This is a genomic window from Kosmotoga arenicorallina S304 (assembly GCF_001636545.1).
GTDB lineage: Bacteria > Thermotogota > Thermotogae > Petrotogales > Kosmotogaceae > Kosmotoga_B > Kosmotoga_B arenicorallina.
On the sequence record NZ_JFHK01000004.1, the window covers coordinates 47824 to 74147 of the forward strand.

Below are 26324 nucleotides of genomic sequence, written 5' to 3' on the forward strand. Positions count from 1 at the left end.
TTATGTATACTGCTTCTGTTTTGAATGTTCTGGAAGAACACTATGAAAATCCAGAATATTCAGCAAAGAACTGCAAGGAAATTCTTGCAAAATATGGATTTCGCGTATTATATCAGAAAAATGTAGAGCCTATCATGAGCGTTCTTAAGGAAGCTATATTTTCTGCTTCCAGAAAAAGTGAACTGGTTGTGGTTATGGGCGGTACCGGGCTTCTTTGGGAAGACATCGCCACCGAAGCTTTGCTTTCTCTTATAGATAAGAGGGCTCAAGGTCTTGAAATATCAATGGTACACAATGCTTTGAAAAAAGATCGCGAATTTTCCCTTTACCGTTGCGCCGCCGGAACAATTTTAAATTCGGTTGTTCTTTCTATCCCCGCAAAAAATGAGAGCATTGAGTGGTATCTGGAACCTGTTTTAAACACTATAAAAACTTTGCTGAACGAGTGGAGGAAAAAAGATAATGATGCTATCAAAACTAACCGGTAAGTATATTGCAGTTGAAGGTGTAATAGGGGTAGGCAAAACAACACTGGTAAGGTTCTTATCCCGTCGATATTTTCTTCCCACTGTTCTGGAAGTCGTTGAGGAAAATCCGTTTCTTGGGAAGTTTTACGAAGATATGGATAGGTGGGCTTTTCAAACCCAGCTATTCTTTCTATTAAGCAGGTTTGATCAGCAAAACGATCTCGCCAGGAAACTGAAAGAAGGAGCAGGGATTGTCTCAGATTATATCTTTGAAAAAGACCATCTCTTTGCTTCTTTGACTCTTAAAGATGAACAGAAAATGCTTTATGAAAGAATCTTTGGCCTGCTAAAAGAGCAGGTCCCCAAACCAGACCTGGTGATTTATCTTTATGCTTCTGTGGACGTACTCATGTCAAGAATAACCCTTAGAGACCGTCCCTTCGAGAGAAGTATGGACCGCAGTTATATTGAGCTCCTTGCAGACACTTATGAAGCCTTTTTTGAGAAATTCACCAACACACCTGTTTTACGGATAGACACGACTAACATCGATTTTGTGAAGAACGAACATGATTTGAATTTCATCTTTGAATTGATAGAAGGGAGATTTCAATCATGATTATTGGTATTTGCGGTAACATTGGAGCAGGAAAATCATCTCTTACGTCTCTCCTTGAGAGGGTGCAGGGATTTACACCCGTTTATGAAGCCGTTGACGAAAATCCTTTTCTTAAGGATTTCTATTCTGATATGAAGCGCTGGGCCTTTCATTCACAACTGTTTTTCCTTATAAAGCGTTTTGATTTTCTTAAAAGAGTTGAAGATGAAGGTAAAATCATCATTCAAGATAGGACTATCTATGAAGATGTGGAAATCTTCGCCAAAAACCTTCATCTAATGGGGTATATTGATGAAAGAGATTGGAGACTTTATCGTGATACCTTTTATACACTTTCCGATCATCTCAAAGCGCCAACGGGGATGATTTACATAAAATGTTCGGTACCGACGCTTATTGAAAGGATTAAAATGCGTGGAAGGGGATATGAAAGCAATATCGAACCGGAATATCTGCAACGATTAAACAGCCTTTACGATACATGGTTTGAAAGCTATACAGCTTCAGAAAAGCTGGTTATTAATGGCGATACCCACGATTTTATAGCAAGTAAAAAAGATCAGCAAATAGTATTAAAAGATATTTCAGATTTTGTGAAAAAACTTTCAGCCGGGGTTCAATCCAGCTTGTTCAATGGTGAACCATGACAGGATATTTAGCAATCGGTTTTGGTGGTTTTTTTGGTGCTATAACAAGATATGCTTTCAGCAAACTTGTAAATGAGCGATATGGATTGCTAAGCTTTCCTTTTGGTACGGTTGCCGTAAACATTATAGGTAGCTTTGGCCTTTCATTATTCTTGGCGTTCGCTTTCAAGAAAACAGAGGTGAGCAGGGTTTTCTATCTCTTTTTTGCCACAGGTTTTTTGGGAGCCTTTACCACCTTTTCCACGTTCACTTATGAAGGGTTGAAGCTTTTACAGGAACAGTCTTTTGGCGCTTTTAGCTCTTATTTTCTGTTGAATGTTTTTGGGGGGTTCATGGCAGCTTTTTTGGGATTTATGATCGGAAGAGCCTTGTAATGGGGGGATACTTATGGAATATGGCTGTTTGAAAATCTATTTTGGTGAGGCCGATAAACTAGGGGGAAAACCCGCCTATGAGGAGATTGTTAAAATGGCCTTTGAAGAAGGGCTTAAAGGAGCAACTGTCTATCGCGGAATAATGGGTTTTGGCTTAAAGCGCCATTTGAAAAGGTCAAATTTCTTCACTTTAAGCGAAGACTTGCCTGTAATCATTGAAATTGTCGATGAGTATCCCCTGCTGGAAGCATTTATTTCAAGAATAAAGTCCAGGGAGCTTGACGGACTTATAACGCTTTCAAAGATTAATTACTCTTATCACAAATAATCTTTTCAATAGAACTTATATCAACAAATTGGATTCCTGCTTTAGCGCAAATGCCGTCAAGCACAGCATCATTACCAACCATAATACTGCGCTCAGGAGGGAATCCAATCATTTCCAATATGTACCTGTAATATTCTATTGATGGTTTAACACTGAAGCTGTTTTCCATTGAAGTAATATAATCAAAAACTTCTGGATTCAGGCCAATCCAGCGAATGCGTTTTTCAATAGCAACTGCAGGAAATATTGGATTCGTGGCAAGAACGATTTTATGCCCTTGCTTTTTTAATTTCTCAACGACTTCAATAATTCTTTTTCTTGGCTTCACAAAACTTCGGAGTTCATTGTATGTGGTGTTATAGAAATTCATAAAAAAGTTTGCCCAGTGATCCGGGTTCCGGGAGCCTATTTCTTTTGCAAAGTTGTCCATGAAAAAGTCGAAGTTGTTCCTTCTATCATCTTTTCCTACAAGAGCCTTCAAGGACGAAAATATGGCCCTTTTGATCTTTTCCGTCTGCATGGAATCTCCAACATACTTTGAAATCAATCCGAAATATGTTTGAATGAACTCTTCATCTGAATTTTCGGTCAATGTCCCGTCGAGGTCAAAGAGATAACAAAATACCATAATAAAGCCTCCAAATTTATTTTCATAAAGTAGTATACTACGAAAATCTTTTGATGGTTCAAAAATCAATTCTGATAACGGGTGTTAACCAAATGACATAGTTGCTTTAAGTTGAAAATCAATTTAATGGTAAAATATGCGTTGAAATAAAGAGTTTTCTAAACTATAATGTAATGGAGTGTATCAGGAAGGAGGACCTGAAATGGCGAAAGTATGTGAGATTTGTGGAAAGTCCCCATCAACCGGAAATACTGTAAGTCATTCTAACAAGAAAAATAAGCGCTGGTGGAAACCCAATGTACAAAAAGTTAGGGTTCTTGTCAATGGAGAAGTAAAAAGAATGAGAGTATGCACCAGCTGTTTGAAGGCTGGCAAAGTACAGAGAGCAGTTTAATGGCGCGCATAGCGCGCTTTTTTTATCAATATGCTGAGCAGAGAAACTTTTCTGGAAATAGACCTTTCAGCCTATCAACATAACATTCGCTTCTTCACAAAAAAGCTTTTCCCGACAAAGGTAATGGCCGTTGTTAAATCCAACGCATACGGTCATGGAGCTGTTGAAATCTCGCAGGCGGCAATTGAAGCGGGAGTTGATATGCTTGCTGTTGCTTTTCTGGAAGAAGCTATAGAATTGAGGTCTGAGGGAATTAACGTTCCTATATTGATCTTTAATTATTTTAATCCCCGATATGCCTCTGAAGCCTTGAAAAATAATCTGACAATAACGATTTATAGCAAACAGCAACTCAATGAAATCATAAGGTACGTGCCTCATGGATTAAAGGTTCATTTGAATCTGGATACAGGCATGAGAAGGCTGGGGCCCAGTGTTGAAGAAGCGTATGAATTAGCAGAAAATATCTTAAAAGCTGGTTATGAATTGGAAGGTGTTTATACGCACTTTGCTGTTGCCGATGAAACAGAAGAGCGATTTACAATCGCTCAAATCACAAAATATAGGCATTTCATTGAAAAGTTGAAAAAAGCAGGTGTTAATATAAAAATGCTGCATGTTGCAAACAGCGCTGGTTCTTTGCGGTTTAATTACCCTGTATTCAATTATGCCAGAATCGGAGTTGCCAGTTATGGACTGCAGCCATCGGAAGAATTTCTGATTGATGATCTGATTCCAGTTTTATCCTGGAAATCTGCTATTTCCTATGTGAAAAAAATAAAAAAAGGTGATAGTATCAGTTACGGCAGAACTTTCATTGCACCGCGTGATATGATAGTAGCCACAGTGCCTGTTGGTTATGGAGACGGATACAGCAGGGGTCTTTCAAATAAAGGGGAAGTGTTAATATCCGGAAAGCGTTGCAAAATTGTCGGGAGAGTTTGCATGGATCAGTTTGTTGTAGATGTCAGTAACCTGAAGCAGAAGCCAAAAATGGGTGACGAGGTTGTGTTGATAGGGAAACAGGGAGAAGACCATATAACAACTGAGGAAATTGCAAGATTACTCGATACAATAAATTACGAAATAACCTGTGCGATAACTTCCAGGGTACCAAGGATCTATCTTAGAAGGGAGAATTCACCATGAAACTCAGAGATATACTGGGCGAAGATGCAAAAAATTTACTAAACCACGCTTCTGGTGAGAAAGAAAAGAGCTTTGTTTCTGAAATGAAGCCGGGAATGATTGTTACCACTGATCTTAAAGTGATTTCAAAGAGGCTTCAAGAAGCTAAAGATGGAAAAAAATTTCTTTTGCTGACACTAAGCGACAGAACAGGTGCAATAAGAGCGATAGATTGGCACAATGCTGAAGAAAACGATACAATAATCCCTGTTGGGGCTGTTGTCAGAGCGCGTGGAAAAGTTGTTATCTACGATGAAAGGCTGCAATTGAATCTCGATTCCCAAAAAGGATTGTCGCTTTTAGAAGAAGGAGAATATGATGTGCAAAGGTTCTTAGCCATCACAAAACGCAACGTAAACGAAATGTTTAATAAGTTGCTCTCATACATAGAAAACCTGAAAAATGATTACTTAAAGAAATTACTTAAGATCTTTTTCGAAGAAGACAAAACTTTCATAAGGGCATTCATCAGCGCTCCTGCCGCTGTAAAGGTCCATCATGCTTATAAAGGCGGATTGTTGGAGCATACACTTTCAGTAGTTGAGCTCTGTGAGTTTTTGTCAACAAAGTATCCCGAATCAATTGACAGAGATTTGCTAACTTCCGGAGCTCTTTTGCATGATATTGGAAAAATAAAGGAGTACGGGATTGGAAGTTCCGGGATTGAAAAGACAGATGAAGGTGAGCTGATCGGTCATATTTCAATCGGTTTGGAAATGGTGAGCACAAAAATAGAAAAAATACCGGATTTTCCGAATAATTTGAAAACTGAATTAAAGCATCTTATACTCTCACATCACGGTGAGATGGATTGGGGATCACCAGTAGTACCCAAAACCACAGAAGCCATAGTATTGCACATGGCAGATAATCTTGACTCTAAAATAGCCCAATTCAGAGAAATAGAAAACCGTGAGTTTAATGGTTCTGGAAATAGCTGGAGTAACTACGACCGTTTCCTGAATAGAAGAATTTACATGAAAAATCGCGATATGATATAAGAGGTGGTATTTTGTCTAAGACGCTTGTAATTGTAGAGTCCCCAGCAAAAGCCAAAACTATTGCAAGGTATCTCGGCAATGGTTACGAAGTGGCTTCATCAAAAGGACACGTGCGAGATCTTCCAGCATCTGATTTTGGTGTGGATCTTGAAACCTTCGAACCCAGCTATGAAATTCTGAAAAATAAGACCAAAGTAGTCAATGAGCTGAAAAGGTTAGCAAAGGGAAAAAGAGTCCTCCTGGCTTCTGACATGGATCGCGAAGGCGAGGCAATCGCATGGCATCTTTCTAAAATATTGAACCTTCCAGAAGACGAAAAAAATCGGGTAATTTTTAGTGAAATAACTGAAAAAGTCATAAAAGATGCTGTGAAATCTCCCCGAAAAATCGACTCCAATAAAGTAAATGCACAGGTCGCAAGGCGTATCCTGGATAGAATCGTGGGCTATAAATTAAGCCCTTTGCTCTGGAAATCTCTGAAACGAGGCTTGAGCGCTGGCAGAGTCCAATCTGTCGCGTTAAGGTTTATTGTTGAATTAGAAAGCAAAAGAGCTGCATTCAAGCCGCATTCCTTTTACAAAATCTTTCTGGAATATAAGGGGAAAAAGATACCTCTAATTGAGCTCAATGGGAAGAAATTTAACAACAGATCCATAACCAGTCCGGAAAGAAGAACTCAGATAATCCAGGAGCTTTCAAATATAACGCTTTATGTTAAAGACCAGAAGAAACGCAAAAGCATTCGAAAACCACCTGCTCCTTTCATAACTTCAACATTACAGCAAGCCTCAATAAACGAACTTGGCTGGAGTGCTTCAAAGACAATGAAAATTGCCCAGCAACTTTATGAAGGAGTTGAAACACCTGAAGGCACAATAGCATTCATAACTTATATGCGGACCGATTCTACAAGGATATCGACGCTGGCACAGGAAAAAGCAAGATCGGTAATAAGGGAACACTTCGGAAAAGAATTCGTTGGCTCAGGAGCCAGATCAAAAAAGGCCAAAAATGTGCAGGATGCTCATGAAGCTATAAGGCCAACATATCCAGAAAAAAGCCCTGAGCGCGTTAAGCAGCAAGGACTTCTCAACGGTGACCATTTGAAGCTTTACAATCTTATCTGGAATAGATTTATTGCTTCCCAGATGGCAGCTGCGGAATATGAAGTTATAGAAACCATAATCGCCGATGAAAAAAGCAAATATATATTTAAGTATACAAAAGAAGCACAGCTCTTCGCAGGCTTTGAAAAATTATATCCGAAAAGAGGCGAAAAGGAGAGCCTGAATATTAATCTGCCGGTTGGATCGGAGTTCAAAGCTGATAAAGTAATATGGGAAGAAGACAAGACCACACCGCCTGCAAGGTTCACAGAAGCCTCGCTGGTTAAAGAACTCGAAAAAAAAGGGATCGGCCGTCCTTCAACATACGCAACGATCATTTCCACATTGCTTGATCGGAAATACGTTGTAAAGCAAAAACGCGAACTCGTTCCAACAATTCTCGGAAATATTGTGGCCGATTTTCTCAGTAAAGGATTTCCGGAAATAATCGATGAAAGATTCACTGCAACTATGGAATCAGAACTCGATGAAATAGAAAAGTCCAAGAAAGAGTGGAAAGAAATAATCAGAGAATTCTATGACAGTTTCGCAGAGGATCTTTCGAAAATTACCAGGGCTATTAGATCAGGTGAATTAAAATTACTATATCCTACTGACAAACGCTGCCTGTGTGGTGGCGAAATGAATATTGTCTTTGGCCGTTATGGTGGTTACTTGAAATGTTCAGCCTGTGGTAAAAATGAAAAGCTGAACATGGAACTGACCGCTCCCTTGCTTGATGGAAGGGTTTTGTTATCTAATCATATAGATAATGCTGAAAATAAAGAGACTCTTCTAGAGGAAAAATGCCCTGAATGCGGTTCACCTTTAGTTACAAGAAACGGAAAATACGGGAAGTTCATAGCTTGCTCTTCATATCCAAAGTGCAAATATACCAGAAATGTCACAATAGATGCACCGTGTCCGAATTGCGGCGGTGAGGTCGCGAAACTCCGAAGCAAAAAAGGAAAAACATATTTTAAATGCACTTCCTGTGGCGAATTATTCTGGAATGAACCGGCAGGAAAAAGTTGTCCTGAGTGCGGAAAAAGTCTTGTGTACCTCACAAAAAAAGGCGGGAAAAAGATACTTTATTGTGAGAGCTGTAAAAAGGAAATAAAAGAGTGAAAACATGAGAGAAAAGGTTCTCGTTATCTATGGTGGATTTTCACTTGAGAGAAAAATTTCCCTGATAAGCGGCCAAAGAGTTTCCAGAGCACTTAAAAAGCTTGGATATCAGGTGACTGCCTTTGACCTTCAAAGGGAGAATTTGACTTCTCTTTTGAATCTAAAGGGGCATGATCTTGCTTTCATAGCCCTGCACGGAAAATTCGGAGAAGATGGCAAAGTGCAGTCTCTCCTTGATTTGCTAGGGATAAAATACACGGGTTCGAATGCCCTAACAAGTGCTATTTGCTTTAATAAAAACATCACATATCGCTTGACTAATGGCATAACATCTCAACCAAAGCATATAAAGCTCTCATCTTGCAATGATGCTGAAATATCTAACTGGAAGCATTTTCCGGCGATTGTGAAACCCAACGCTGAAGGTTCCAGTATCGGCATTGAACTAATAAGGGATCCAAAAATGTTAAAATCTTCTCTGATAAAGGCTACCAGATCATATGGTGAAGTATTGCTCGAAGAATTCATTTCAGGTAGAGAATTGTCCATTTCTGTTCTGGAAATGAACGCCAGACCTGTTGTCCTGCCTATACTTGAAATCAATCCTAAAAGAGATTTCTATGACTATGAAGCCAAGTATACCCGTGGACTTACGGAATTTACCGTTCCTGCTTCCTTGAGTGCTAATCAAGTTAGAAGATTAGAGGAACTCTCGTGTGATATTTTCTCTTCTTTGGGTTGCAGACATATGATAAGGATAGATGGCATCTTTTCAGAAGATGAATTTTATTTTCTCGAAGTGAATACGATTCCAGGATTGACAGAACTCAGTGATTTACCCCAGTCGGCTACCGCTTTTGGAATGAATTTTGAAGAGCTTATAAACACAATAGTAAGAGAAGCTCTGGAAGAAAAGGAGGTGCCTCAATGGAACAAATGCATGGAACAACTGTAATTGCGGTAAAAAAAGGAAATAAAACAGTTATAGCCGGTGATGGTCAAATAACGCTTGGATCTACAGTTATGAAGGGTACGGCAAAGAAAGTTAGAAAACTCGGTGACGGGAAAGTCCTGGCAGGTTTCGCAGGTTCTGTTGCTGACGCGCTTGCACTTTTTGAAAAGTTTGAGGAAAAGTATCGGGAGAGCAATTCAAGCTTGCTCAGAGCAGCCGTAAATCTGGCAAAAGAATGGCGTACTAATAAAATTCTGCGCAACTTAGAAGCCCTTCTTCTTGTGGCTGACAAAGAACATATCCTTCTCATATCAGGAAACGGCGAAGTCATACAGCCCGATGAGGAAGTTATAGCAATAGGTTCTGGCGGTTCTTACGCTCTGGCAGCTGCAAGAGCCTTGATGCGGAATACCGACATGGATGCCGAAGAAATAGCACGTAACGCAATGGTGATAGCAAGTGAAATTTGCATTTATACGAACTCTAATTTTGCGATTGAGGTTTTGGAGGTGAAATAATGGTTGAGATAGATCTTGAATTGCTAACGCCCAGACATATTGTTCAGGAACTCAACAAGTACATCATAGGTCAAGATGATGCCAAAAAAGCTGTTGCGGTTGCACTCAGAAATCGCATAAGAAGGCAAAAACTGCCGGAAGAAGTAAGAAAAGACATAGTCCCAAAAAACATCTTGATGATAGGCCCAACTGGCGTAGGTAAGACAGAAATCGCCAGAAGGCTTGCCGAGCTCTCAGGCGCACCCTTTATAAAAGTCGAAGCAACCAGATTTACCGAGGTAGGTTATGTCGGAAAAAACGTTGATTCAATGATAAGAGAGCTCGTTGATGCAGGCGTCAATATGGTAAAGACCGAAAAGATGAAAGGGGTCGAAGAAAAGGCACGATTTCTTGTTGAAGAGAGAATACTCGACGCCCTGGTACCCGGAGCCAGACCAAAAGCCCAGCAGCCACGGAATATTTTTGAACTCTTTCAGGGAACTCCCCAGCAAAGGCCTTCACCTGATGAAGCGGAAAAAATAAGGCAAAAGCGCGAGGAATATCGCAATAAATTAAGACAGGGAACTCTTGAAGATTTAGAAATCGAAATTGAAATGGAAGAGCGCGGACAATCAATGGTGATGATTCCCGGCATGGAGGATATGGGAATTGACATGTCGAACATTCTCGGTGGAATGATTCCCAAGAAGAAGAAAAGAAAAAGAGTTAAAATCTCAGAAGCACGAAAAATCCTCTTGCCTATTGAATCAGAGAAACTGCTTGACATGGACAAAGTAATCTCAGAAGCCATTGAGAGAGTTCAGAACCGGGGAATCATTTTTATCGACGAGATAGACAAAGTAACTTCCAGAAGCGGTAAGGGTGGTGGCATTGATGTATCCCGTGAGGGAGTCCAACGCGATATGTTACCCATAATTGAAGGCACTACAATCAACACTAAATATGGCCCGGTTAGAACGGACTTCATATTGTTTGTCGCAGCTGGCGCTTTCCACGTCGGGAAACCATCGGACTTGATTCCGGAATTTCAGGGAAGGTTCCCCATTAGAGTGGAGTTGAATGCGCTCACTGAATCCGATTTTTACCGTATACTCACCGAACCCAAGAACGCCATTATAAAGCAGTATAAATATCTCCTTCAAACTGAAGATATTGAATTGAGCTTCACTGACGATGGGCTCAGAGAGATTGCTCACGTGGCCTATTCACTCAACGAAAAACTCGAAAACATCGGTGCAAGAAGGTTGTACACGGTTGTCGAAAAAGTTCTGGAAGATATCTCTTATGAAGCCCCTGATATTGAAACAAAGAAGCTAACCATAGATCGAGAATACGTTGATTCTAAAATAAAGGATATTGCGGAAAATGAAGATTTAAGTGCCTTTATACTGTGATAATGGAAGACTTTGAATACGCATTGATATCACTTTCGGGGGATTTTACCGTAAATGAGATGGAAAATATTGTGGCCAATGGAATTGGCCTGGAAGAACTCTTGAAAAGCAGAATTACTTTTCTTCCAGAATCCAAACAGAAAAAAGCCATTGGGATGGTTTCTTCTGTGGAAAAGGTGCTCAGGAAATACGAGAAAAATTTCCTCGTTTATGGCCATAGCTCTTATCCCGATTATCTCAGAACTATAAGCATGCCACCAGCCGTTCTTTTCTTCAAGGGCAATGAAGAGTTGCTCATGGAAAAAAATACAATAGCCATCGTTGGTTCAAGAAAGGCAACCTCTTATGGAACAAATATTGCAAAGAACTTCTCAAAGGAACTCGATAAAAGGGGATTTGTTATTGTCAGCGGCCTTGCCGCAGGGATTGACTCCTGTGCCCACCGTGGCAGCCTTGATGCTGGAGGCAGGACTATTGCTGTGCTTGGAACAGGAATTGATGTTGTTTACCCTTCAGGCAACCGGGATTTGTTCCAGAAAATTCTTAAAAGAGGATGCATTATAAGTGAATTCCTACCAGGGACGCCTCCATTAAAGCAAAACTTCCCCAGGCGTAACAGAATAATAGCAGGGTTAGCCAGAGTCGTTGTTATTGTTGAGGCCGCGATTAAAAGTGGTTCCTTGATCACAGCGAAAATTGCTCTTGAGAATGGAAGAGAAGTTCTGGCGGTTCCCGGGGATATTACGAGATTCAATTCAGAGGGGACAAACTGGCTGATAAAAAATGGAGCCAAACCGGTAACAGAACTTGCGGATATAATGGAGGAATTTCCGGAGTTTACACCTGCTGTCGAAGAGAGCTCAGAAACATCGAGCTTTGATTCCATTATCCTGGATTTATTGAAAAATGGCCCCATGGATTTTAACCAGATGCTTGCTTTAACCGGGTTTGAATATGGGCAGCTCATGGAGAAATTGCTGGACTTGCAATTGAAGGGTTATGTTACTGAAACACAAGGCCTATGGCAGCTTTTACCATTATGACTCGGCTAAGCGTATACGCAATGTTATAATTTTATCAGGACAGCACAGAAATCGATTATAGAAGTAGTCAAACGGAATATCTCCCGGATAAGATCTTCTTATACAAAACATTATACAGGAGGGTTGTAAATATGCCATATGTAAACACAAAAGATATTCTTGAAAAAGCAAGTGAAGGATTTTACGCGGTTCCTGCACTGAATATCAATAACCTAGAATTTCTTCAAGCAATAATAGAAGCAGGTCTTGAAGAAAGTGCCCCCGTGATCATTGAAACTTCAGAAGGGGCAATAAAGTACGCGGGAAATGGTAATATCATGAGAGGCGCTAAACTCTTTGTCGATATGGTGAGGGAATATGCCGATACCATAGACATACCTGTAGCGCTCCATCTGGATCATGGAAAGCATTTCGAGTACATAATTGCGGCTATAAAAGCTGGTTATTCTTCTGTGATGATAGATGCCTCGGAGCACAATTTCGAGGAAAACCTCAGTATAACAAAAAAAGTAGTGGAGATTGCTCACAGCGTTAATGTTTCAGTTGAGGCAGAATTGGGAAGACTCGTTGGTATAGAAGACAATGTAGTAGTCGCCGCACATGAGGCTGCGCTAGTTGACCCGGATGAGGCTGTGGAATTTGTCGAAAAAACAGGCGTTGACTTCCTCGCTCCTGCCATCGGTACGAGTCATGGCGCTTTTAAATTCAAAGGTGAAGCAAGACTTGATTTTGACAGGCTCAAAAAGGTTAAAGAGCGCACCGGAATCCCCCTTGTCCTTCACGGAGCCTCAAGTGTTCCACAAGATATAGTAGAACTTGCTGAAAAATTCGGCGCTGACTTCAAGGGTGCAAAAGGCGTTCCCTCTGAGATACTGAAAGAAACCGTGAAATATGGTATAAATAAAGTGAACACCGATACAGACTTGAGAATGGCTTTTATAGCAGGATTGAGAGAATTTCTTGCCGGAAATCCTACAGAATTTGACCCACGAAAGTACTTCAAAGTACCAAAAGAATATGTAAAAGGGCTGATAAAAGAAAGAATGAGATTGCTTGGATGTTCAAATAAAGCCTGATCTGGAGGTGTGCTCTGTGAAAGTATTGGTAATCAATTGTGGCTCTTCATCTATCAAGTACCAGTTACTGGAAATGGATAATGAGACTGTCCTTGCAAAGGGCCTTCTTGAAAGGATAGGGATATCTGGCTCAAAGCTTAAGCACAAGAAAGGTTCTGAGAAATACGAAATAAGCAAAGATGTCGCCAACCACAAAGAAGGGCTTAATCTGATAATATCAACTCTTAAAGACGAAGAACTTGGTGTAATTAAAGACACGTCTGAAATCAGTGCAGTAGGTCATAGGGTTGTTCATGGAGGCGAGTTGTTTGCCTCTTCTGTGCGAATTAATGAAAGGGTTTTAAAGGAAATTGAGGCTAACGCTTTTCTTGCACCATTGCACAATCCCCCGAACATTCAGGGGATAAAGGCAACAATAGAGCTTTTGCCCGATGCAGCGCAGGTGGCTGTGTTTGATACTGCCTTTCATCAGTCAATGGATCCAATAGCATATCTTTATGCCATTCCTTACAACTACTACGAGAAGTACAAAGTAAGGCGTTATGGTTTTCACGGCACCAGCCATCGTTACGTATCTGCAAGGACCGCTGCTCTTTTGGGAAAGCCTATCGAAGAGCTCAAGATTATCACTGTCCATGTGGGTAATGGTGCTTCCATCGCAGCGGTAAAATACGGAAAATCGGTGGATACTTCTATGGGTTTCACGCCTCTGGAAGGACTTGTAATGGGTACCAGATCAGGTGACATTGACCCTGCAATTGTTCCTTTTCTTCAGGAGCAAGAAGGCTTGTCTCCAAAAGAAGTTACGGAAATACTGAACAAGAAAAGCGGTATGCTTGGCTTAACACGAGGACAATACAGTGATATGAGAGAAATTGAGGATGGAGCTATTGCCGGTGATAGCATCTGCAAGCTTGCTCACGACATATATGAATACAGAATCGCAAAATATATTGGCGCTTATGTTGCTGCAATGAACGGTGTAGATGCGATTTCCTTTACTGCCGGTGTCGGCGAAAATAGCCCTTATCTCAGAAAGAACGTAGTGAATAAATATCTGGGATATCTGGGAATAGAGCTTGACGAAAAAGAGAACGATTGCAAAGCATGTGAAAAATTCATCTCCACTCCTGATTCTGCGGTGAAGGTGCTTATAGTACCTACAAATGAAGAATTGGTTATTGCAAGGGATACAGCAGAGATTGTTGAAAAAAATCTCAACGAGCTTAATCTCTGGTGATATGTGACACCCTCAAGGGGTGTCACTTTTTTCTGTAAAGGAGTTGTCTTTGTGAAAGAAGTAAAGATGAACCCTAATGAAAAGATCTCACATCTGGGGCAAGAAGTATCAAATGCCTATATCGTTCAGTCTGGTGGTGCGATTTTAAAGCGCAACGGTACTGACCGTATCTTTATTGCCGGCGACATAATAGATCCTGTGAGCATAGTCTCTAAAAAGTCCACGGGTGATATTTACGCAGTTGGGCACACTTCATTGATCGCAGGTTCTATTGAAGAAATATTGGGATTTATAAAGAAAAATCCAAAACTCTTGCAAAGAGCGCTTTTGAAAGCTGTGGAAGAACTACCTTTCTTTGACGAAGAATTGAGCGACAGGCTTCAATCAATTGAAGAAATAACAGCTATCTTAATATCCAAAAGGCAATATTTGCTTAATAAATACCCGCCGTTGCTTTTTGGCGAGAAACCTTTGTATAGAAAAGCTGTCAAATATCTTCAAAAAAAGGACTTTGCCAATGCTGCCAACAATTTTAAGTGTTATCTGAAACAATACCAAAATTCCCTTCTTTCAAGACCTGTGAAGTTGTTTTTGGCTCTGGCTGAACTGAATCTTTCCAATTTCAATGCTGCCGCTGAGCTTTTAACGAACCTTCTCGACAGTTCAAAGGACGTGGTTTCAGATTATGTCAGGAAGCTTTTCGGTGCGTTCGAACTGAATGAAACTGCCTTTATTCTGACAAAAGGCGTACCAGCTTACCCTGAAAATTTTTCCAGAAAGATCATTGAAGAATATGCAGACAAAATAGTCACTCTCGAGGAAGACACACCCCTTGTTGAAGAAGGAAAAGCATTCAATAGCATATATTTTGTGGTTGAAGGTGAGCTCTGGGCAGCTAAAAAGCGGGGAAACAAGTTTTTTAAGTTATCTGAGATTTCAAAATTTAACACCTTTGGAGAGCTGCACGTCTTAACTGACTCAAAGGCCGATTCAACCTTAATTGGAAAATCAGGCACCAAGCTGATTTCAATCGATAGAAAGAGTTTCTTCAAAATCTCTATATTCGAGTTTCCAGAAGCCGGTATAGAGCTTCTTAAATACTTGCTTTCCTATGAAAAGGAGTTACTCGGTGAAGACTAAGGTACTCTTACTATCTCGTTGTCTATAAGCCTTGCTTTCCCAAGGTAGACTGCAATAGCAAGAATAACTTTTTTGTTTTTCTTTTCTTGTAAGTTATCTATCGGAGCCAGTGTTTCTTCATCCACCAATTCAACATAATCTACCTTTATCAAATCACCTTTACCCAGGATTTGTCTCATATTTGCTTTAATTGTCCCAACATCGGTTATACCTTTTCCTATTAGCTCGTTCCCTTTCAATAAAGCTTTATGAAGAAGCGGCGCCTGAAGACGTTCCCGGGGTGAAAGGTAGACATTTCTGGAGCTCATTGCAAGCCCATCCGATTCGCGAACAATCGGCATTTCAACAAGTTCCACAGATAAATCTAGATCTCTTACCATTCTCCTGATTACTCTGAATTGTTGTGCGTCTTTTTGGCCAAAATAAGCTTTTGTAGGCATCACTATATTGAATAACTTGATTACTACAGTGGTAACGCCACGAAAATGCCCCGGTCTTCTCGTTCCACAGAGACCTTCTGTCAATCCTTTTACTTCAACAAATGTTGAATGGTCAGGCTTATACATTTCAACAACCTCGGGAATGAAAACATAATCCACTCCAAGTCCTGCCAGAAGCGATAAATCTCGTTCTTCGTCCCGGGGATATTTGCTGTAATCTTCATTGGGGCCGAACTGTGTCGGGTTAACAAATATACTCACGGTAACAATATCATTGTCTTCTCTCGCCTTTCTGACAAGAGAAAGATGTCCCTCATGAAGATAACCCATCGTTGGCACAAAGCCATGAGAAACCCTTTTACAAAGAAATCCATATGCCAGATCTTTCATTTCCTGCACCGTTCTGATAACTTCCACAAAATCACCCCTTTAATGAGTTAACCGAAGTTCCATTTCCTTCTGTGTGGCAAGCTTGTTATAACCTCTGGGTGGCAAAATGGAAAAGAGGACATCATCTTCACATACCCAGGGAATCAGGAGCTTCTCATAAGTTCCATTAAAAGAGCGTTCCAGATATTCAACTATTTCCTGGTAATTAGACTCTGCTGTAGGCCCAAAATCCATTACATAGACATACTCATCTTTATAACTCCAGACACAATATCCCAGCAATTTATCATTCTTCAAGATACCTGAAAAATTATTGAATTTAAGATGCGATAGGGTCTTGGGATCGTTGTACCAATTGTGTTTGCGGTGGTATTTTCCGGATGCCTCTATAGCTATGTCCTGTACTTCTTTGAGGGGTAATGGTTCTAGGGATATATCTATATCTTCATTTGAATTCAGAGATTTGTAGAAAGAAACCAAATCCCTCTTCACCCTGAATCCATATCTTTCATAAAACCTTCGAGAGCTATGATCCATTTCCGGGACTTCAAGAATAACTTTATTCACGTTTTTCCATTTGCAGCCTTCCACTATTTTATCCAGCATTTCAAGTCCATAACCGCTCCCCCTGAACTTCTTAATCATTCCCATAAGGCCTATACGACAGATGTTACCTTTTAAACTCACCAGGAAAAAACCGACGTTTTCTCCTGATATTCTGAGAATTGCAGAGTCTTTTGCCGAAATGCCATTTTCGATCAGATCTCTTTCAAGGCTTTCGAGATTCCAGCGGAAATTAAGGACATAATCGCTGAAAGCCTCATTCATAAGGTTAAGCAGCTCAATACGCGAAACTTCTTCAATGGTCACATATTGCTTATCCATAAGCCATTCACGCCTTTCCGACTTTCGTAGATAAAAAATTATCTGATATTGTGCATATTTCTATGCTCTTCTATGAGCTCTTTCAAAAGATCCTTTAAGACCCAGTTAAGATTATTTTCTGTTGTCGTGGCAAATATCCATTCACTTTTGGATACTTGCCTGATATGCTTTAATATTTCAAGTATTTCTTTGCTTTCCATCTTATGAAAAATCATGAAAGAATAGTGATTAGAACTCCACTTTTTGTGAGATGCTTTTTCAATTTCACCGCTTATGATGGAGTCGAGTTTTTTCTCTTCAAGCCCTGTGCAATCAATTGTCTCATAATTTATGAAGAATTCTTCCACTATTCTCTTTTCCTCTTCTGATTCGGTATAATATAAAACCAGGGGATTTTCTGAGCCCATTCCATCATTCCTCCAGAATCCAATTTAATCAATATATAACAATTTTACCACGCTCTTGCTACCATAAATACCATAAACGCGAATTATTGGTCACTCAATAATTTGCTTTTAACTACAAGCTCGCTGATTTTCTCCAAAAATTTCTCATCAGCAGCTGAAAAAGCGTTCAGGTGGTGGCTGTCTATGTCTATCTCTCCAAGAATCCTATCATCATCGATAATAGGAACCACTATTTCCGATTTTGTTTTATCACTGCAACTCAAGTAATTGTCTTCTTTATCAACGTCCGGAACCACAAATACTTCCTTTAATTTCGCTGCCTGGCCACAAATTCCCTGACCGAACTTTATTTTCACATGTTCTGTTGGTTCACCGACAAATGGACCGAGTTCTAATTGTTCTCCCGGGCTGGTAATATAAAAGCCTGTCCAGTTGTAATATTCAACATAATGGTCAAGAATCCTCACAATTTCCTGCAAGGCTTCTTCGCCTGAAGGCTTATTGATAGCTGATTGTATAAGTTCAAAAATCCTTTCGAACTTTCTTCCCTTTTCTTCTTCGCTATCGTCTTTTGAAACCATGTATTCAGAATATGCCCTGAACTCCCTCATTTTTTCAATAATGAAGTTTCCTGCGAAATTTAGTTTACCCTTTCTATACAGGGAAAGCAAATCTATCATAATAACGTGCCCTTTGGAAGTGGGAACGATAATGCTTTCGCTCTTTCCAAGAGCCACCATGATGAAAACAACAAAATCTTCCCGTGATAATTCGAGCACAGAAGAAAGGTTTTTCAAGCTTTTTAACACACTGCTCTTCGCATTTGATTCCAGCAAAAGCCATGACTGATGAAGTGAATCGAGTTCACGCCTTTCTACTTTTTGGAGTTCTTTTTCAACATCCCTTTCATTCATGCAATTTTTCATAAGGTATTCTTCCCATAGTCTCGGGTGATCTTTTCTGTGTTCAAGCCAAAAGGAGAACCATTCTTCCTTTGGGAAACTAAGGATCTTAAAGAATTCTTCCGAAAAATCCCTGAGTATGCTTCTCATGTTATTAGAACCTCCTTCAATATGCCATTTCTAAGCTCATAAACCCGATCGCAGATTTTTAAGGTTTCAGAATCGTGACTGGTTAGAACTATAGGAACTTTCCGCTCTCTGACTTTTTGAAAAAGCGCAAGAATACCCTTTTTATTAGCTTCATCAACGCTTCCTGTCGGTTCATCAGCAAAAATAATCACCGGGCTCCCCACGAGAGCACGGGCAATCGCAACCCTTTGTTGTTCGCCTACTGATAACTCTGAAGGGTAGCGATGAACTAATCTGGATATTTCCATTGCCGATAAAAGATCGCTGATTTCTCCTGAATTCAGTTCCTTCCCTTTTGCCATTGAGGCAACTCTAAGATTTTCTTCAACAGTCAGCTCTTTGAGCAGGTTTCTGAGTTGAAAAACTATTCCCGTTCGCTTTCTTATTGAAAGCACCGATCTAAGGGATTCGTAAACTTTTATGCCCTTTAAAAAAACTTCGCCTGAAAGCGGCTTCATCAAACCAGCAAGGATTGCAATTAGAGTGGATTTCCCGGATCCTGACTTACCAAAGATACCACAGATTTCAGGTGAATCCACGCGAACATTAAGGTTTTTAAGAACGCTTACCATACCATAAGAATAAGAGATGTTTCGAGCTTCGAGTATGGCATCACTCATATTTTAATACCTCCATAGGGTCTATCTTTCCAGCATGCCTTGAGGGAAATAGAGAAAAGATAGTTATCAACAATAACTCAAAGGCAAGCGCTATTAGAAAATCCGCTAAACTGACTTTTACAGGAAGGAAAGTTGTATAAAAAACATCCTCTGGAAGTGGCACTTTAACTCTGGAAATGAAAAACAAAGATATTCCTCCAGTTACAGTACCAACTAACAAGCCAACTATACAAACAATGATCGCTTGCATCCAGAATACAAAAGCTATATAACCCGGAGATAATCCCAGCGAACTCAATATACCTATTTCGTGTCTTCTCGTTAATACGGAATAAAGTATAGCGTTCATAACACCAAAGCCAGACAGAAGAACAACAAATACCGTTATAATAAGGGCGAAAAGCTCATCAACCTTTACAGCCTTCGCAAATCCCTCGTTTAACTCTGTCCAGGTATAGATATTTCCCGAAATTTCACCACTAAGCCGTTCTTTAACTTTTTTTGCCTGTCTGGGATCATGTAGATATATAGCCCAAAAACCGCTATTATCTTCGCTATTAACAATGCATATGTTAGAGTCAAATTGGTATACCCCTGTTTTTAATATGCCAGAAACCTTTACTTTTCGTGAAAAAAGCGGTGATAATATGCCCTGCGTTATTTGCACCATATCACCCGGCTCAAGCTCCAGAGATTCTGAAAGAGCTTTTCCTATCAAAATTTCGTCTCTTTTCGGAGAAGTACCCGAAAGCACAAAACGCGTAAAAAAATCAATCCCTTCATCATCTGCACCATAGATGATCACGCCTTTAAAGTCCTTGTTGAATGACAAAATACCTTCGGACAATTCCATTCTGAATACTCTGGAAATCCCTTCAAGGTCTTCAACAGGCTTGGAGGTGCTATCTACCAGCAAATGTGGGAAAAAACCCGTCAGCGAATCAAGTAGCAAGGCATCAAAACCATGTATCACAGAAATAATAACAATCAGACCTGCAAATCCTATTCCTATTGCAATTACAGGTATTATAAAATGCTTTTTTTCCTTCAAAGCAAAGCTTTTTGCAAGTTTCCAGGCAAGAATGATTTTTCTCATTTTCTATTCCCCAATAAAACGATATAGTCGTAATCGGAAATATAATATCGATTTTTGGAATACTCGTCCAGAAGAGAATAATATTCTTCAACGCCTTGAAGCAAATAGGTTCTGAACACCTCTGGTTTATGCAATGGATGAGCTGCCCCAAAGAATTCGATTATTTCATCAGCAGGATTGTTTATGAATATTACAGTTTCTTCCTGTTCGATATTATATGTGTGAAGGTACATATCGACTGTATCCACATGAAGCCCTGTCCTGGAAAGCCACTGGCCTTTAACAATCTCTGAAAAGGACTTGAATCCAGGGATGTTGTTTATTATTAGCACTCTGGGTTCGGAAACTTCCTTTTCCGGCTCTTCAGATAAAATCACATTACCCTTTTCATCAAGGTAATAGGGTAATGATTCAAAGGAAATCGACAAACTGCTTCTAAATATTTCCTTTACAAATCCGAGGCTTTGTATCACATCGAATTCCGTCTGTGTGGTGTTAAGAAAAAAAAGAGCTGTTTTGAGCATATCTAAAAGAGATAGCCTTCTGAAATTTTTCACGAGCTTTTCCATGACTTCTTTCTGGCGTTCAATCCGACCTATATCTCCAGAAGCATCATACCTGTATCTCAGATACCCCAAAAGCTCATTCCCTGAAAGCTCATAGATTCCGGGATCAAAATGGATGTGAAGGTTTTGCTGGAAATCATCATAATGCATTGGTTTCGTAATTTCTACTTCCACCGGGCCGATAAAATCGGTCAATTTGACCACATTGAGATAATCCAAAATTATATACCCAAAACAGTTACCCTTTATGATGCTTTTCACAGTATTCTTTAAAGCCTCTATACCATAGATATTCAGTAGGGCATTTATTTTCAAGCTCTTTCCTTCCCAGGAAACAAGAGTGTCTCTGGGAATCCTTACAGCAACCAATCCTGTTTTTCCTGTTTTGAGAGCGAGGATAAAATCCGTTCTTCCTCCTAAAGAATTCTTGCCTCCAGAATCTGTACCGAGTATTAAAAAGAAACCCGCGTTTTCCAACGATCTAATGCGGGTGAAGACATCATACACTATAAGTTGAAGAATGATGATAGAAAGAATCAACAATACAATTACAAGAGAAGTCAGTCCCTTTTTCGAAAACATTAATTATTACCACTCCACAAAAAGCGACATGAGGTTCTCAAGTGATTCTTCCTCAACATAGAGTTTTTTTACCGGGCTTGTAGAAAGGGAAGTCCTGACTTCGATTGGATATCGGGTAATTGTGGAGACTTTAACAAATTTAAGACTACCCTGGCTCAATCTCTCTAACATCGCTGCCAATCCGGCTTTAGAAAGGTTTGAGTTGCTATCGTGCTTCCGAATTGCGTTTATATAGTTGCCTAACTTCCAATAGTCAAAAAATGTCAATCCCCTTCTTGATAATCCATCAAGCAGTTCCTGATAGTTGTTTGCGCTAAGACCAAATTCCGATGCAAGCTCTTTGAGTGCATCCTGATCCGTTTCCCAATAGTAATACTCATCACTGCTTATACCCAGCCATGAATCAATCATTTTTTTTGTTTCGTTAAGAGAATCGCCTGTTAAACTTTTTTCAAGTGGTTCAAGAACAAGATATTCAGGCAATTCAAGAACTACTGTCCCGTTGTCTTTCTTATTTCTCACGAGAACATAAAATGGGTTATCGTCATTAACGTAAATCAAATAGTCAATTTTTTTTGCCAGAAACACTTCGCTGTTGCGTATTGCGGTTATCTTGAAATAAAAATAAGCCGCTCCAACAACAAGCACCAAAATCACTATAAGGGTGACCATAATACCGTAGCTGCTTCTGTTTTTCTTATTACGAATTCTTATAGTTGCCAATTAAAACACCCCCATGCAATAACGATTCCAGGTATCCACGGTTTCTGGAAGCACAAATAGGTTGTTATTCAAAGCCCAGTTCATCTTTAATCTTATCACGGCTACATAGGTTTTTTCCAGATCATTAAAGGCATTTTCTCTAATTGATATTGCTTCCGGAAATCTTCTGCTTTCTTCTGCTATGTCGGCTACTATAAGGGCTTTCGCGCATTCGGGAAGTTCTGGATATCCGGAAGCATGCCAAAAAATCCCTTTAAAAACTTCCCCTTCAATATTAAAAACTCTCTTCATATACAATGCAGCCAATTTTCCATGGAGCAATATAGGACTTTTGGCTTCCAGCTCGCTGAAGTCATAGCCTAAACTGCTTGCCATATTTAAAAGTACTTTCCCATCAAGGTCTCTGAAAAGATCATGCCCCCAGGCCATAATCCGGCATGATTGTTCATCAAGTTTATAAAATCGGGCTAGTCTAACAATGAATTTCTCCACACCGAGAATGTGTTTTATCCGATAGTCGCTGCAAATAGCTCTTGCAATGGTTTGAAGTTTAGTAATTTTTTGGCACTGAATACTCAACTGTTACTGTCACCTCATCCTTGCCTGGAACGATGATTTTAACCTCAAAATCACCTTCTTCAGCTATTTCAAGCTTCTCCTTTTCACCATCAACATACAAAGAAACTTTCGAAGCTCCTACAGGAAGCACATCTGAAATTTCTACTTCCTTGGATTCGGAACCTGCATTTTTCAATACATAGACTCTCTGATATTTCAACGATTTATAAGTTCTTTCAATAATTCCTTCCTTTGATTTTGCGGTAAGTTCTAAGGACTTTGCGACATTTATCAGGTTTAATGTTTCTCCTTTAACATGTGTGTTTATAGAAGTATATCCAGAGTATCTATCGCCATCATAAAGCTGAACGGCTCCTGCTGGCAAGTCAAAGGGAAGGTTTTCGATTTCATAATCAATAGAGACTCCGGTGAAAGAGCCGAGAAATCTTGGGCGATATACGTATCTCTTAACAGGCGATATTTCTTTTGACAGGAAAGCGACTTTTGATCCGCCTTCCACCGGATTAACCGGCAGCTGGTAAAAGATGAAATCAGGAGACTGCGCCTCGGGTTGAGCAGCGAAATCCATTGCTTCAGTCTTGTATAACCCTCTCACAAGCTGCGCCATGTTTATACCAGGTTCCGGAATATCCGCTGCGACAACATAGCTTTCTCTCTTCCCGGGATCGAATTCAAGGTTAATGCTCATATAGCCTGTAATCATGCTAACTTCGTCAAATCTGATCATATAACTGGCATTCCATTCCCCGTTTGTAATGACATAGGTGTAAAAAACCTTACTTTCTGGGGCAACTGGGAAATGAAAGACAAAGCTATCCTCAGAAATGAATTCTGTCTCAGGGAAGATCGCATATCCTTCGGGTTTGTAGTAAATTGCGCCGGTTTCAACGTCTTTTAAGACAGGGATAGTAGAAACAACATACAACTCCCTCTCTTCGCCCCATGAGAATCTAAAGCGGATTCTTTTACCGAGGTTCTTTTCGTATAGAGTTTCAAGATTATCCCTTTCTTCAAAGGTAATTTGGGTACTCTCCGGCAATCCTGTGGCAAGGAAATTTTGCCAATCCAATCTGGCGTTCAGAGGAGCTTTAACCACAAATGTCTCCGTTGATGGCGTAGCTTCGCCTACGAGTACAACAAAATTGCTGAAAATAAACAGCCTTTCCTTTGCGAGAAGAACCGAAACTAAAAGCAAAAAAACAACTAGCATTAATATTGCCTTTTTCACATTGACACCCCCTTTTTACCAAATCTCAGTATCTATTTTTGTTACATCGAACCCATTTCCTGTGACCCTCTTTTCAACACTTTGAAAAAGAGACTCCAGTTCCCCTAACGAATTTGCAAGCATTCCCACAGAAATTTCCAGCCAGTCTTTCGAATCATGCTTTCCGCTCTCAACTACTGAAGCGTTGAAAGATTTTCTCAAGTCGTTTTGCAACCTTTTTGAAATGCTTCGCTTTTCCTTCAATGACTTAATTCCATAGAGCCTTATTACATAACTTTTGTACCCAAAATGCATTCTATCCCCTCTTACCTCTGACTCAAAAAGTCATTTCTCAGTTCACAAAACTAGCAATCAAAAAGGGGGCTTAAGCCCCCTCTTCTACTTTGGTTATTCTTCTTCTAATTCTCGCTGTCTTTCAACAATCACCTTCTGTTGCACATCTGGTGGAGTCTCCTGATAGCCAGCGAATTTCATGGTGAAATACCCTCTTCCACTGGTTATTGAACTCAATTTGCTTGAGAAATCGAGCATTTCTGATAAGGGTACCTGTGCAAGAACTTTGCTGATGCCTTTCCCAACTGACTCCATTCCCATAGGTCTGCCTCTTCGAGAAGTAACTTCGCCCATTACGTCACCGGCGTTTTCATCAGGAACGAATATTTCCACATCCATGATTGGTTCAAGGATAACCGGGTTTGCCTCCTGCATGCCCTTCTTAAAGGCCTGGCTGGCTGCAATCTGGAAGGACATATCAGAAGAATCGACTTCGTGATATGAGCCATAAACAAGCGTAACACGTACATCAACTACAGGATAGCTGGCAACAACACCCTTTTTCATGGCTTCCCTGATGCCCTTTTCAACAGCGGGAATGTAATTCTTTGGAATTACACCTCCAACAATCTTGTCAACGAATTCAAAGCCAGCACCTCTTTCAAGCGGCTCGATTTCTATCTGAACATGTCCGTATTGGCCGTGTCCACCGGTTTGCTTTTTATGTTTGTACTCTGCAGTGACTTTTCTTCTGATTGTTTCACGATATGCGATTTTCGGTTTTCCAACTTCCACATCAACTGAAAATAGCTTCTTGAGCCTTTCGACCATGATGTCAAGATGCACGCCGCCGAGACCGGAAATAACCGTTTCACCAGTCTCAGCATCGTGTTCCCAAACAAAGGTTGGATCAGATTCTGCAAGTCTTGACAGACCATTGCTGATTTTGTCAATGTCGGATTTTGATTTTGGCTGAACAGATTTCGATAACATAGGTTCTGGCCATTCAAGCAATTTGAGTTTCAACTGTCGGTCTTTATGTGTCACCGTATCGCCAACAGCACTCTTTTTTAATTTAGCCAGTTTAATAATATCTCCAAGAGAAGCTTCTGAAATCTCTATATCTTTTGTACCATCTGCAAGAAGCAAATGGCCTGCTTTTTCAGTGGATTCCTGGTCCACTACAACAAAGGAATCACCCTGTTTCAAAGAACCGGAAACAATCTTTATGAACGTGATCTTTCCAACAAAAGGATCGACTGTGGATTTAAAAATGTATCCAACAAGAGGCTCAGTTTCAAGAGGTTCTACCTGTATTTCGCCACCATTTACAAGCTCAGCAGACCAATTATCAGCCTCTTCAGGTGTTTTCCCCAATGCAACAAAAGTGTCTAAGAGAAGGTTGATTCCTACGTTTTTCATAGCCGATCCGAGAAGTACAGGAATTATCTGGTTTTCAACATATGCTTTTCTCAGAGTGCTCTTAAGCTCTTCTGTTGAGATTTCTTCACCCTCGAAATATTTTTCCATTAGCACTTCATCTGTTTCAACAACGTCTTCTATCATCTTTGTGCGGGCTTCTTCCACGGCGTCTCGAAGATCAGCTGGAACTTCTTCTACGCTGAATTTTCCAGTTTCACCTTCATAAACATAGGCCTTGTTTTCTACAAGGTCTACAATTCCCTTGAATTCCGAGGCGTTTCCTATGGGAAGCTGTAACAAGACAGGAGTTCTCTCAAAGGTTTCCCTGATTTCTTCAAGAGCATCTTCATAGCCTGCGCGATCCTTATCCATCATGTTAAAAAAGACCATTATGCTTTTGTTTAACTCCTTGGCTATATTCCCGAACCTTTCCGTCATAATTTCCATACCAGAAACGGCGTTAATAACCATTAAAACATTTTCAGAGGAATAGAGGCCATTCACAGTTTCGGCATGGAATTCTGCCATGCCAGGGGTGTCCACCAAGTTTATTCTCACGCCTTTATGGCTTAAACCAGTAATTCCAAGAGAAAAACTTGCGTTTCGGTTCTTCTCGACCTCTTCAGTATCAGTTACAAATACACCCGTTCTGTCGATTTTTCCCGAAGTAAAAAGAATGGAATCGATCAAATGGGTTTTCCCACAGCCGTGATGCCCCAAAAGAACCACATTTCGTTTGTCCCTGGGATTGATTCTGTCCATAAACTCCACCTCCAAAA

29 protein-coding genes are annotated in these 26324 nt (G+C 40.1%); 16 read left to right on the forward strand and 13 right to left on the reverse strand.

What is annotated here, in order from left to right:
* Positions 1-2: 2 nt before the first annotated feature.
* From AT15_RS02735 to AT15_RS02755, 5 genes are read left to right on the forward strand one after another with little or no spacing between them, the layout of a single operon-like run.
* Entirely contained in the window at positions 3-488 is a 486-nt protein-coding gene (locus AT15_RS02735; protein ID WP_068346134.1) for a molybdopterin-binding protein, read from the forward strand.
* On the forward strand, positions 463-1086 hold the full coding sequence (locus tag AT15_RS02740) for a deoxynucleoside kinase (RefSeq protein WP_068346136.1): 624 nt from the start codon (positions 463-465) through the stop codon (positions 1084-1086). Before AT15_RS02735 ends, AT15_RS02740 begins: the two co-directional genes overlap by 26 nt.
* Entirely contained in the window at positions 1083-1733 is a 651-nt protein-coding gene (locus AT15_RS02745; RefSeq protein ID WP_068346138.1) for a deoxynucleoside kinase, read from the forward strand. Before AT15_RS02740 ends, AT15_RS02745 begins: the two co-directional genes overlap by 4 nt.
* Entirely contained in the window at positions 1730-2107 is a 378-nt protein-coding gene (gene crcB, locus AT15_RS02750) for a fluoride efflux transporter CrcB (protein WP_068346140.1), read from the forward strand. Before AT15_RS02745 ends, crcB begins: the two co-directional genes overlap by 4 nt.
* Positions 2108-2120: 13 nt before the next feature.
* Complete coding sequence (locus AT15_RS02755) at positions 2121-2435, forward strand: DUF190 domain-containing protein (protein ID WP_068346142.1); 315 nt, start codon at positions 2121-2123, stop codon at positions 2433-2435.
* Here the strand turns inward: AT15_RS02755 and AT15_RS02760 are convergent.
* Complete coding sequence (locus AT15_RS02760) at positions 2413-3063, reverse strand: HAD family hydrolase (protein WP_068346144.1); 651 nt, start codon at positions 3061-3063, stop codon at positions 2413-2415. The two genes, AT15_RS02755 and AT15_RS02760, sit on opposite strands and share 23 nt — an antisense overlap.
* 202 nt (positions 3064-3265) lie before the next feature.
* Between AT15_RS02760 and rpmB the strand changes: the two genes are divergently transcribed.
* From rpmB to AT15_RS02815, 11 genes are all read left to right on the forward strand, one after another.
* Positions 3266-3457 carry a 50S ribosomal protein L28 gene (rpmB, locus tag AT15_RS02765; protein WP_068346146.1) on the forward strand — a complete coding sequence of 64 codons (192 nt, stop codon included), beginning with the start codon at positions 3266-3268 and terminating at the stop codon, positions 3455-3457.
* A gap of 30 nt (positions 3458-3487) precedes the next feature.
* Positions 3488-4606 (forward strand): alanine racemase, encoded by a 1119-nt coding sequence (gene alr / locus AT15_RS02770; protein WP_068346147.1) that lies wholly within the window; start codon positions 3488-3490, stop codon positions 4604-4606.
* Entirely contained in the window at positions 4603-5646 is a 1044-nt protein-coding gene (locus AT15_RS02775; protein WP_068346149.1) for a 3'-5' exoribonuclease YhaM family protein, read from the forward strand. The genes alr and AT15_RS02775 overlap by 4 nt, the downstream gene beginning before the upstream one ends.
* 11 nt (positions 5647-5657) lie before the next feature.
* Positions 5658-7880 (forward strand): type I DNA topoisomerase, encoded by a 2223-nt coding sequence (topA, locus tag AT15_RS02780; protein ID WP_068346150.1) that lies wholly within the window; start codon positions 5658-5660, stop codon positions 7878-7880.
* Positions 7881-7884: 4 nt separating this feature from the next.
* A complete protein-coding gene (locus AT15_RS02785) occupies positions 7885-8835 on the forward strand; it encodes a D-alanine--D-alanine ligase family protein (RefSeq protein ID WP_068346153.1) in 951 nt (316 codons plus the stop codon).
* Positions 8808-9350: an ATP-dependent protease subunit HslV gene (gene hslV / locus AT15_RS02790; RefSeq protein WP_068346155.1), complete on the forward strand. Its 543-nt coding sequence runs from the start codon at positions 8808-8810 to the stop codon at positions 9348-9350. The genes AT15_RS02785 and hslV overlap by 28 nt, the downstream gene beginning before the upstream one ends.
* The gene (gene hslU / locus AT15_RS02795) at positions 9350-10744 is read left to right on the forward strand and encodes an ATP-dependent protease ATPase subunit HslU (RefSeq protein ID WP_068346157.1); all 1395 of its coding nucleotides are present in this window, start codon (positions 9350-9352) and stop codon (positions 10742-10744) included. The genes hslV and hslU overlap by 1 nt, the downstream gene beginning before the upstream one ends.
* 2 nt (positions 10745-10746) lie before the next feature.
* The gene (dprA, locus tag AT15_RS02800; RefSeq protein WP_068346159.1) at positions 10747-11787 is read left to right on the forward strand and encodes a DNA-processing protein DprA; all 1041 of its coding nucleotides are present in this window, start codon (positions 10747-10749) and stop codon (positions 11785-11787) included.
* A gap of 131 nt (positions 11788-11918) precedes the next feature.
* Positions 11919-12863: a class II fructose-1,6-bisphosphate aldolase gene (gene fba / locus AT15_RS02805; RefSeq protein ID WP_068346160.1), complete on the forward strand. Its 945-nt coding sequence runs from the start codon at positions 11919-11921 to the stop codon at positions 12861-12863.
* Between the two features lie 16 nt (positions 12864-12879).
* The gene (locus AT15_RS02810; protein ID WP_068346162.1) at positions 12880-14103 is read left to right on the forward strand and encodes an acetate/propionate family kinase; all 1224 of its coding nucleotides are present in this window, start codon (positions 12880-12882) and stop codon (positions 14101-14103) included.
* Positions 14104-14154: 51 nt separating this feature from the next.
* On the forward strand, positions 14155-15243 hold the full coding sequence (locus tag AT15_RS02815) for a cyclic nucleotide-binding domain-containing protein (RefSeq protein ID WP_068346164.1): 1089 nt from the start codon (positions 14155-14157) through the stop codon (positions 15241-15243).
* Here AT15_RS02815 and panC read toward each other — a convergent pair.
* The 12 genes from panC to fusA form a co-directional block, all read right to left on the reverse strand.
* Positions 15240-16100, reverse strand: a complete 861-nt coding sequence (gene panC / locus AT15_RS02820; protein WP_068346166.1) for a pantoate--beta-alanine ligase — start codon at positions 16098-16100, stop codon at positions 15240-15242. The genes AT15_RS02815 and panC overlap by 4 nt on opposite strands.
* Positions 16101-16112: 12 nt before the next feature.
* Positions 16113-16958: a GNAT family N-acetyltransferase gene (locus AT15_RS02825; RefSeq protein WP_068346168.1), complete on the reverse strand. Its 846-nt coding sequence runs from the start codon at positions 16956-16958 to the stop codon at positions 16113-16115.
* 38 nt (positions 16959-16996) lie between these two features.
* On the reverse strand, positions 16997-17365 hold the full coding sequence (locus AT15_RS02830) for a DUF3783 domain-containing protein (protein ID WP_068346170.1): 369 nt from the start codon (positions 17363-17365) through the stop codon (positions 16997-16999).
* Between the two features lie 83 nt (positions 17366-17448).
* Complete coding sequence (locus tag AT15_RS02835) at positions 17449-18417, reverse strand: GAF domain-containing protein (RefSeq protein WP_068346172.1); 969 nt, start codon at positions 18415-18417, stop codon at positions 17449-17451.
* The gene (locus AT15_RS02840; protein WP_068346174.1) at positions 18414-19076 is read right to left on the reverse strand and encodes an ABC transporter ATP-binding protein; all 663 of its coding nucleotides are present in this window, start codon (positions 19074-19076) and stop codon (positions 18414-18416) included. The genes AT15_RS02835 and AT15_RS02840 overlap by 4 nt, the downstream gene beginning before the upstream one ends.
* Positions 19069-20172, reverse strand: coding sequence for an ABC transporter permease (locus tag AT15_RS02845; RefSeq protein WP_068346176.1), 1104 nt, complete (start codon positions 20170-20172; stop codon positions 19069-19071). The genes AT15_RS02840 and AT15_RS02845 overlap by 8 nt, the downstream gene beginning before the upstream one ends.
* A complete protein-coding gene (locus AT15_RS02850) occupies positions 20169-21320 on the reverse strand; it encodes an LCP family protein (RefSeq protein WP_068346178.1) in 1152 nt (383 codons plus the stop codon). Before AT15_RS02850 ends, AT15_RS02845 begins: the two co-directional genes overlap by 4 nt.
* Before the next feature lie 6 nt (positions 21321-21326).
* Positions 21327-22043: a hypothetical protein gene (locus tag AT15_RS02855; RefSeq protein WP_068346180.1), complete on the reverse strand. Its 717-nt coding sequence runs from the start codon at positions 22041-22043 to the stop codon at positions 21327-21329.
* The gene (locus tag AT15_RS02860; RefSeq protein ID WP_068346182.1) at positions 22044-22622 is read right to left on the reverse strand and encodes an HD domain-containing protein; all 579 of its coding nucleotides are present in this window, start codon (positions 22620-22622) and stop codon (positions 22044-22046) included.
* Positions 22594-23850 carry a hypothetical protein gene (locus AT15_RS02865; RefSeq protein WP_068346184.1) on the reverse strand — a complete coding sequence of 419 codons (1257 nt, stop codon included), beginning with the start codon at positions 23848-23850 and terminating at the stop codon, positions 22594-22596. The genes AT15_RS02860 and AT15_RS02865 overlap by 29 nt, the downstream gene beginning before the upstream one ends.
* Before the next feature lie 15 nt (positions 23851-23865).
* Positions 23866-24144, reverse strand: coding sequence for a DUF503 domain-containing protein (locus AT15_RS02870; RefSeq protein WP_068346185.1), 279 nt, complete (start codon positions 24142-24144; stop codon positions 23866-23868).
* A gap of 93 nt (positions 24145-24237) precedes the next feature.
* On the reverse strand, positions 24238-26307 hold the full coding sequence (fusA, locus tag AT15_RS02875; RefSeq protein ID WP_068346187.1) for an elongation factor G: 2070 nt from the start codon (positions 26305-26307) through the stop codon (positions 24238-24240).
* Between the last annotated feature and the right edge of the window lie 17 nt (positions 26308-26324).

What these genes read in the sequence shown, in the direction of transcription:
- AT15_RS02825 (WP_068346168.1), bottom strand. Translation starts at nt 16,958, where the DNA reads ATGGATAAGCAATATGTGACCATTGAAGAAGTTTCGCGTATTGAGCTG.
- AT15_RS02840 (WP_068346174.1), bottom strand. Translation starts at nt 19,076, where the DNA reads ATGAGTGATGCCATACTCGAAGCTCGAAACATCTCTTATTCTTATGGT.
- AT15_RS02760 (WP_068346144.1), bottom strand. Translation starts at nt 3,063, where the DNA reads ATGGTATTTTGTTATCTCTTTGACCTCGACGGGACATTGACCGAAAAT.
- fba (WP_068346160.1), top strand. Translation starts at nt 11,919, where the DNA reads ATGCCATATGTAAACACAAAAGATATTCTTGAAAAAGCAAGTGAAGGA.
- alr (WP_068346147.1), top strand. Translation starts at nt 3,488, where the DNA reads ATGCTGAGCAGAGAAACTTTTCTGGAAATAGACCTTTCAGCCTATCAA.
- AT15_RS02850 (WP_068346178.1), bottom strand. Translation starts at nt 21,320, where the DNA reads ATGTTTTCGAAAAAGGGACTGACTTCTCTTGTAATTGTATTGTTGATT.
- AT15_RS02740 (WP_068346136.1), top strand. Translation starts at nt 463, where the DNA reads ATGATGCTATCAAAACTAACCGGTAAGTATATTGCAGTTGAAGGTGTA.
- AT15_RS02755 (WP_068346142.1), top strand. Translation starts at nt 2,121, where the DNA reads ATGGAATATGGCTGTTTGAAAATCTATTTTGGTGAGGCCGATAAACTA.
- hslU (WP_068346157.1), top strand. Translation starts at nt 9,350, where the DNA reads ATGGTTGAGATAGATCTTGAATTGCTAACGCCCAGACATATTGTTCAG.
- AT15_RS02835 (WP_068346172.1), bottom strand. Translation starts at nt 18,417, where the DNA reads ATGAGAAGCATACTCAGGGATTTTTCGGAAGAATTCTTTAAGATCCTT.
- AT15_RS02870 (WP_068346185.1), bottom strand. Translation starts at nt 24,144, where the DNA reads ATGCATTTTGGGTACAAAAGTTATGTAATAAGGCTCTATGGAATTAAG.
- hslV (WP_068346155.1), top strand. Translation starts at nt 8,808, where the DNA reads ATGGAACAAATGCATGGAACAACTGTAATTGCGGTAAAAAAAGGAAAT.
- rpmB (WP_068346146.1), top strand. Translation starts at nt 3,266, where the DNA reads ATGGCGAAAGTATGTGAGATTTGTGGAAAGTCCCCATCAACCGGAAAT.
- AT15_RS02775 (WP_068346149.1), top strand. Translation starts at nt 4,603, where the DNA reads ATGAAACTCAGAGATATACTGGGCGAAGATGCAAAAAATTTACTAAAC.
- AT15_RS02845 (WP_068346176.1), bottom strand. Translation starts at nt 20,172, where the DNA reads ATGAGAAAAATCATTCTTGCCTGGAAACTTGCAAAAAGCTTTGCTTTG.
- AT15_RS02745 (WP_068346138.1), top strand. Translation starts at nt 1,083, where the DNA reads ATGATTATTGGTATTTGCGGTAACATTGGAGCAGGAAAATCATCTCTT.
- AT15_RS02785 (WP_068346153.1), top strand. Translation starts at nt 7,885, where the DNA reads ATGAGAGAAAAGGTTCTCGTTATCTATGGTGGATTTTCACTTGAGAGA.
- AT15_RS02830 (WP_068346170.1), bottom strand. Translation starts at nt 17,365, where the DNA reads ATGGGCTCAGAAAATCCCCTGGTTTTATATTATACCGAATCAGAAGAG.
- dprA (WP_068346159.1), top strand. Translation starts at nt 10,747, where the DNA reads ATGGAAGACTTTGAATACGCATTGATATCACTTTCGGGGGATTTTACC.
- crcB (WP_068346140.1), top strand. Translation starts at nt 1,730, where the DNA reads ATGACAGGATATTTAGCAATCGGTTTTGGTGGTTTTTTTGGTGCTATA.
- AT15_RS02735 (WP_068346134.1), top strand. Translation starts at nt 3, where the DNA reads ATGTATACTGCTTCTGTTTTGAATGTTCTGGAAGAACACTATGAAAAT.
- fusA (WP_068346187.1), bottom strand. Translation starts at nt 26,307, where the DNA reads ATGGACAGAATCAATCCCAGGGACAAACGAAATGTGGTTCTTTTGGGG.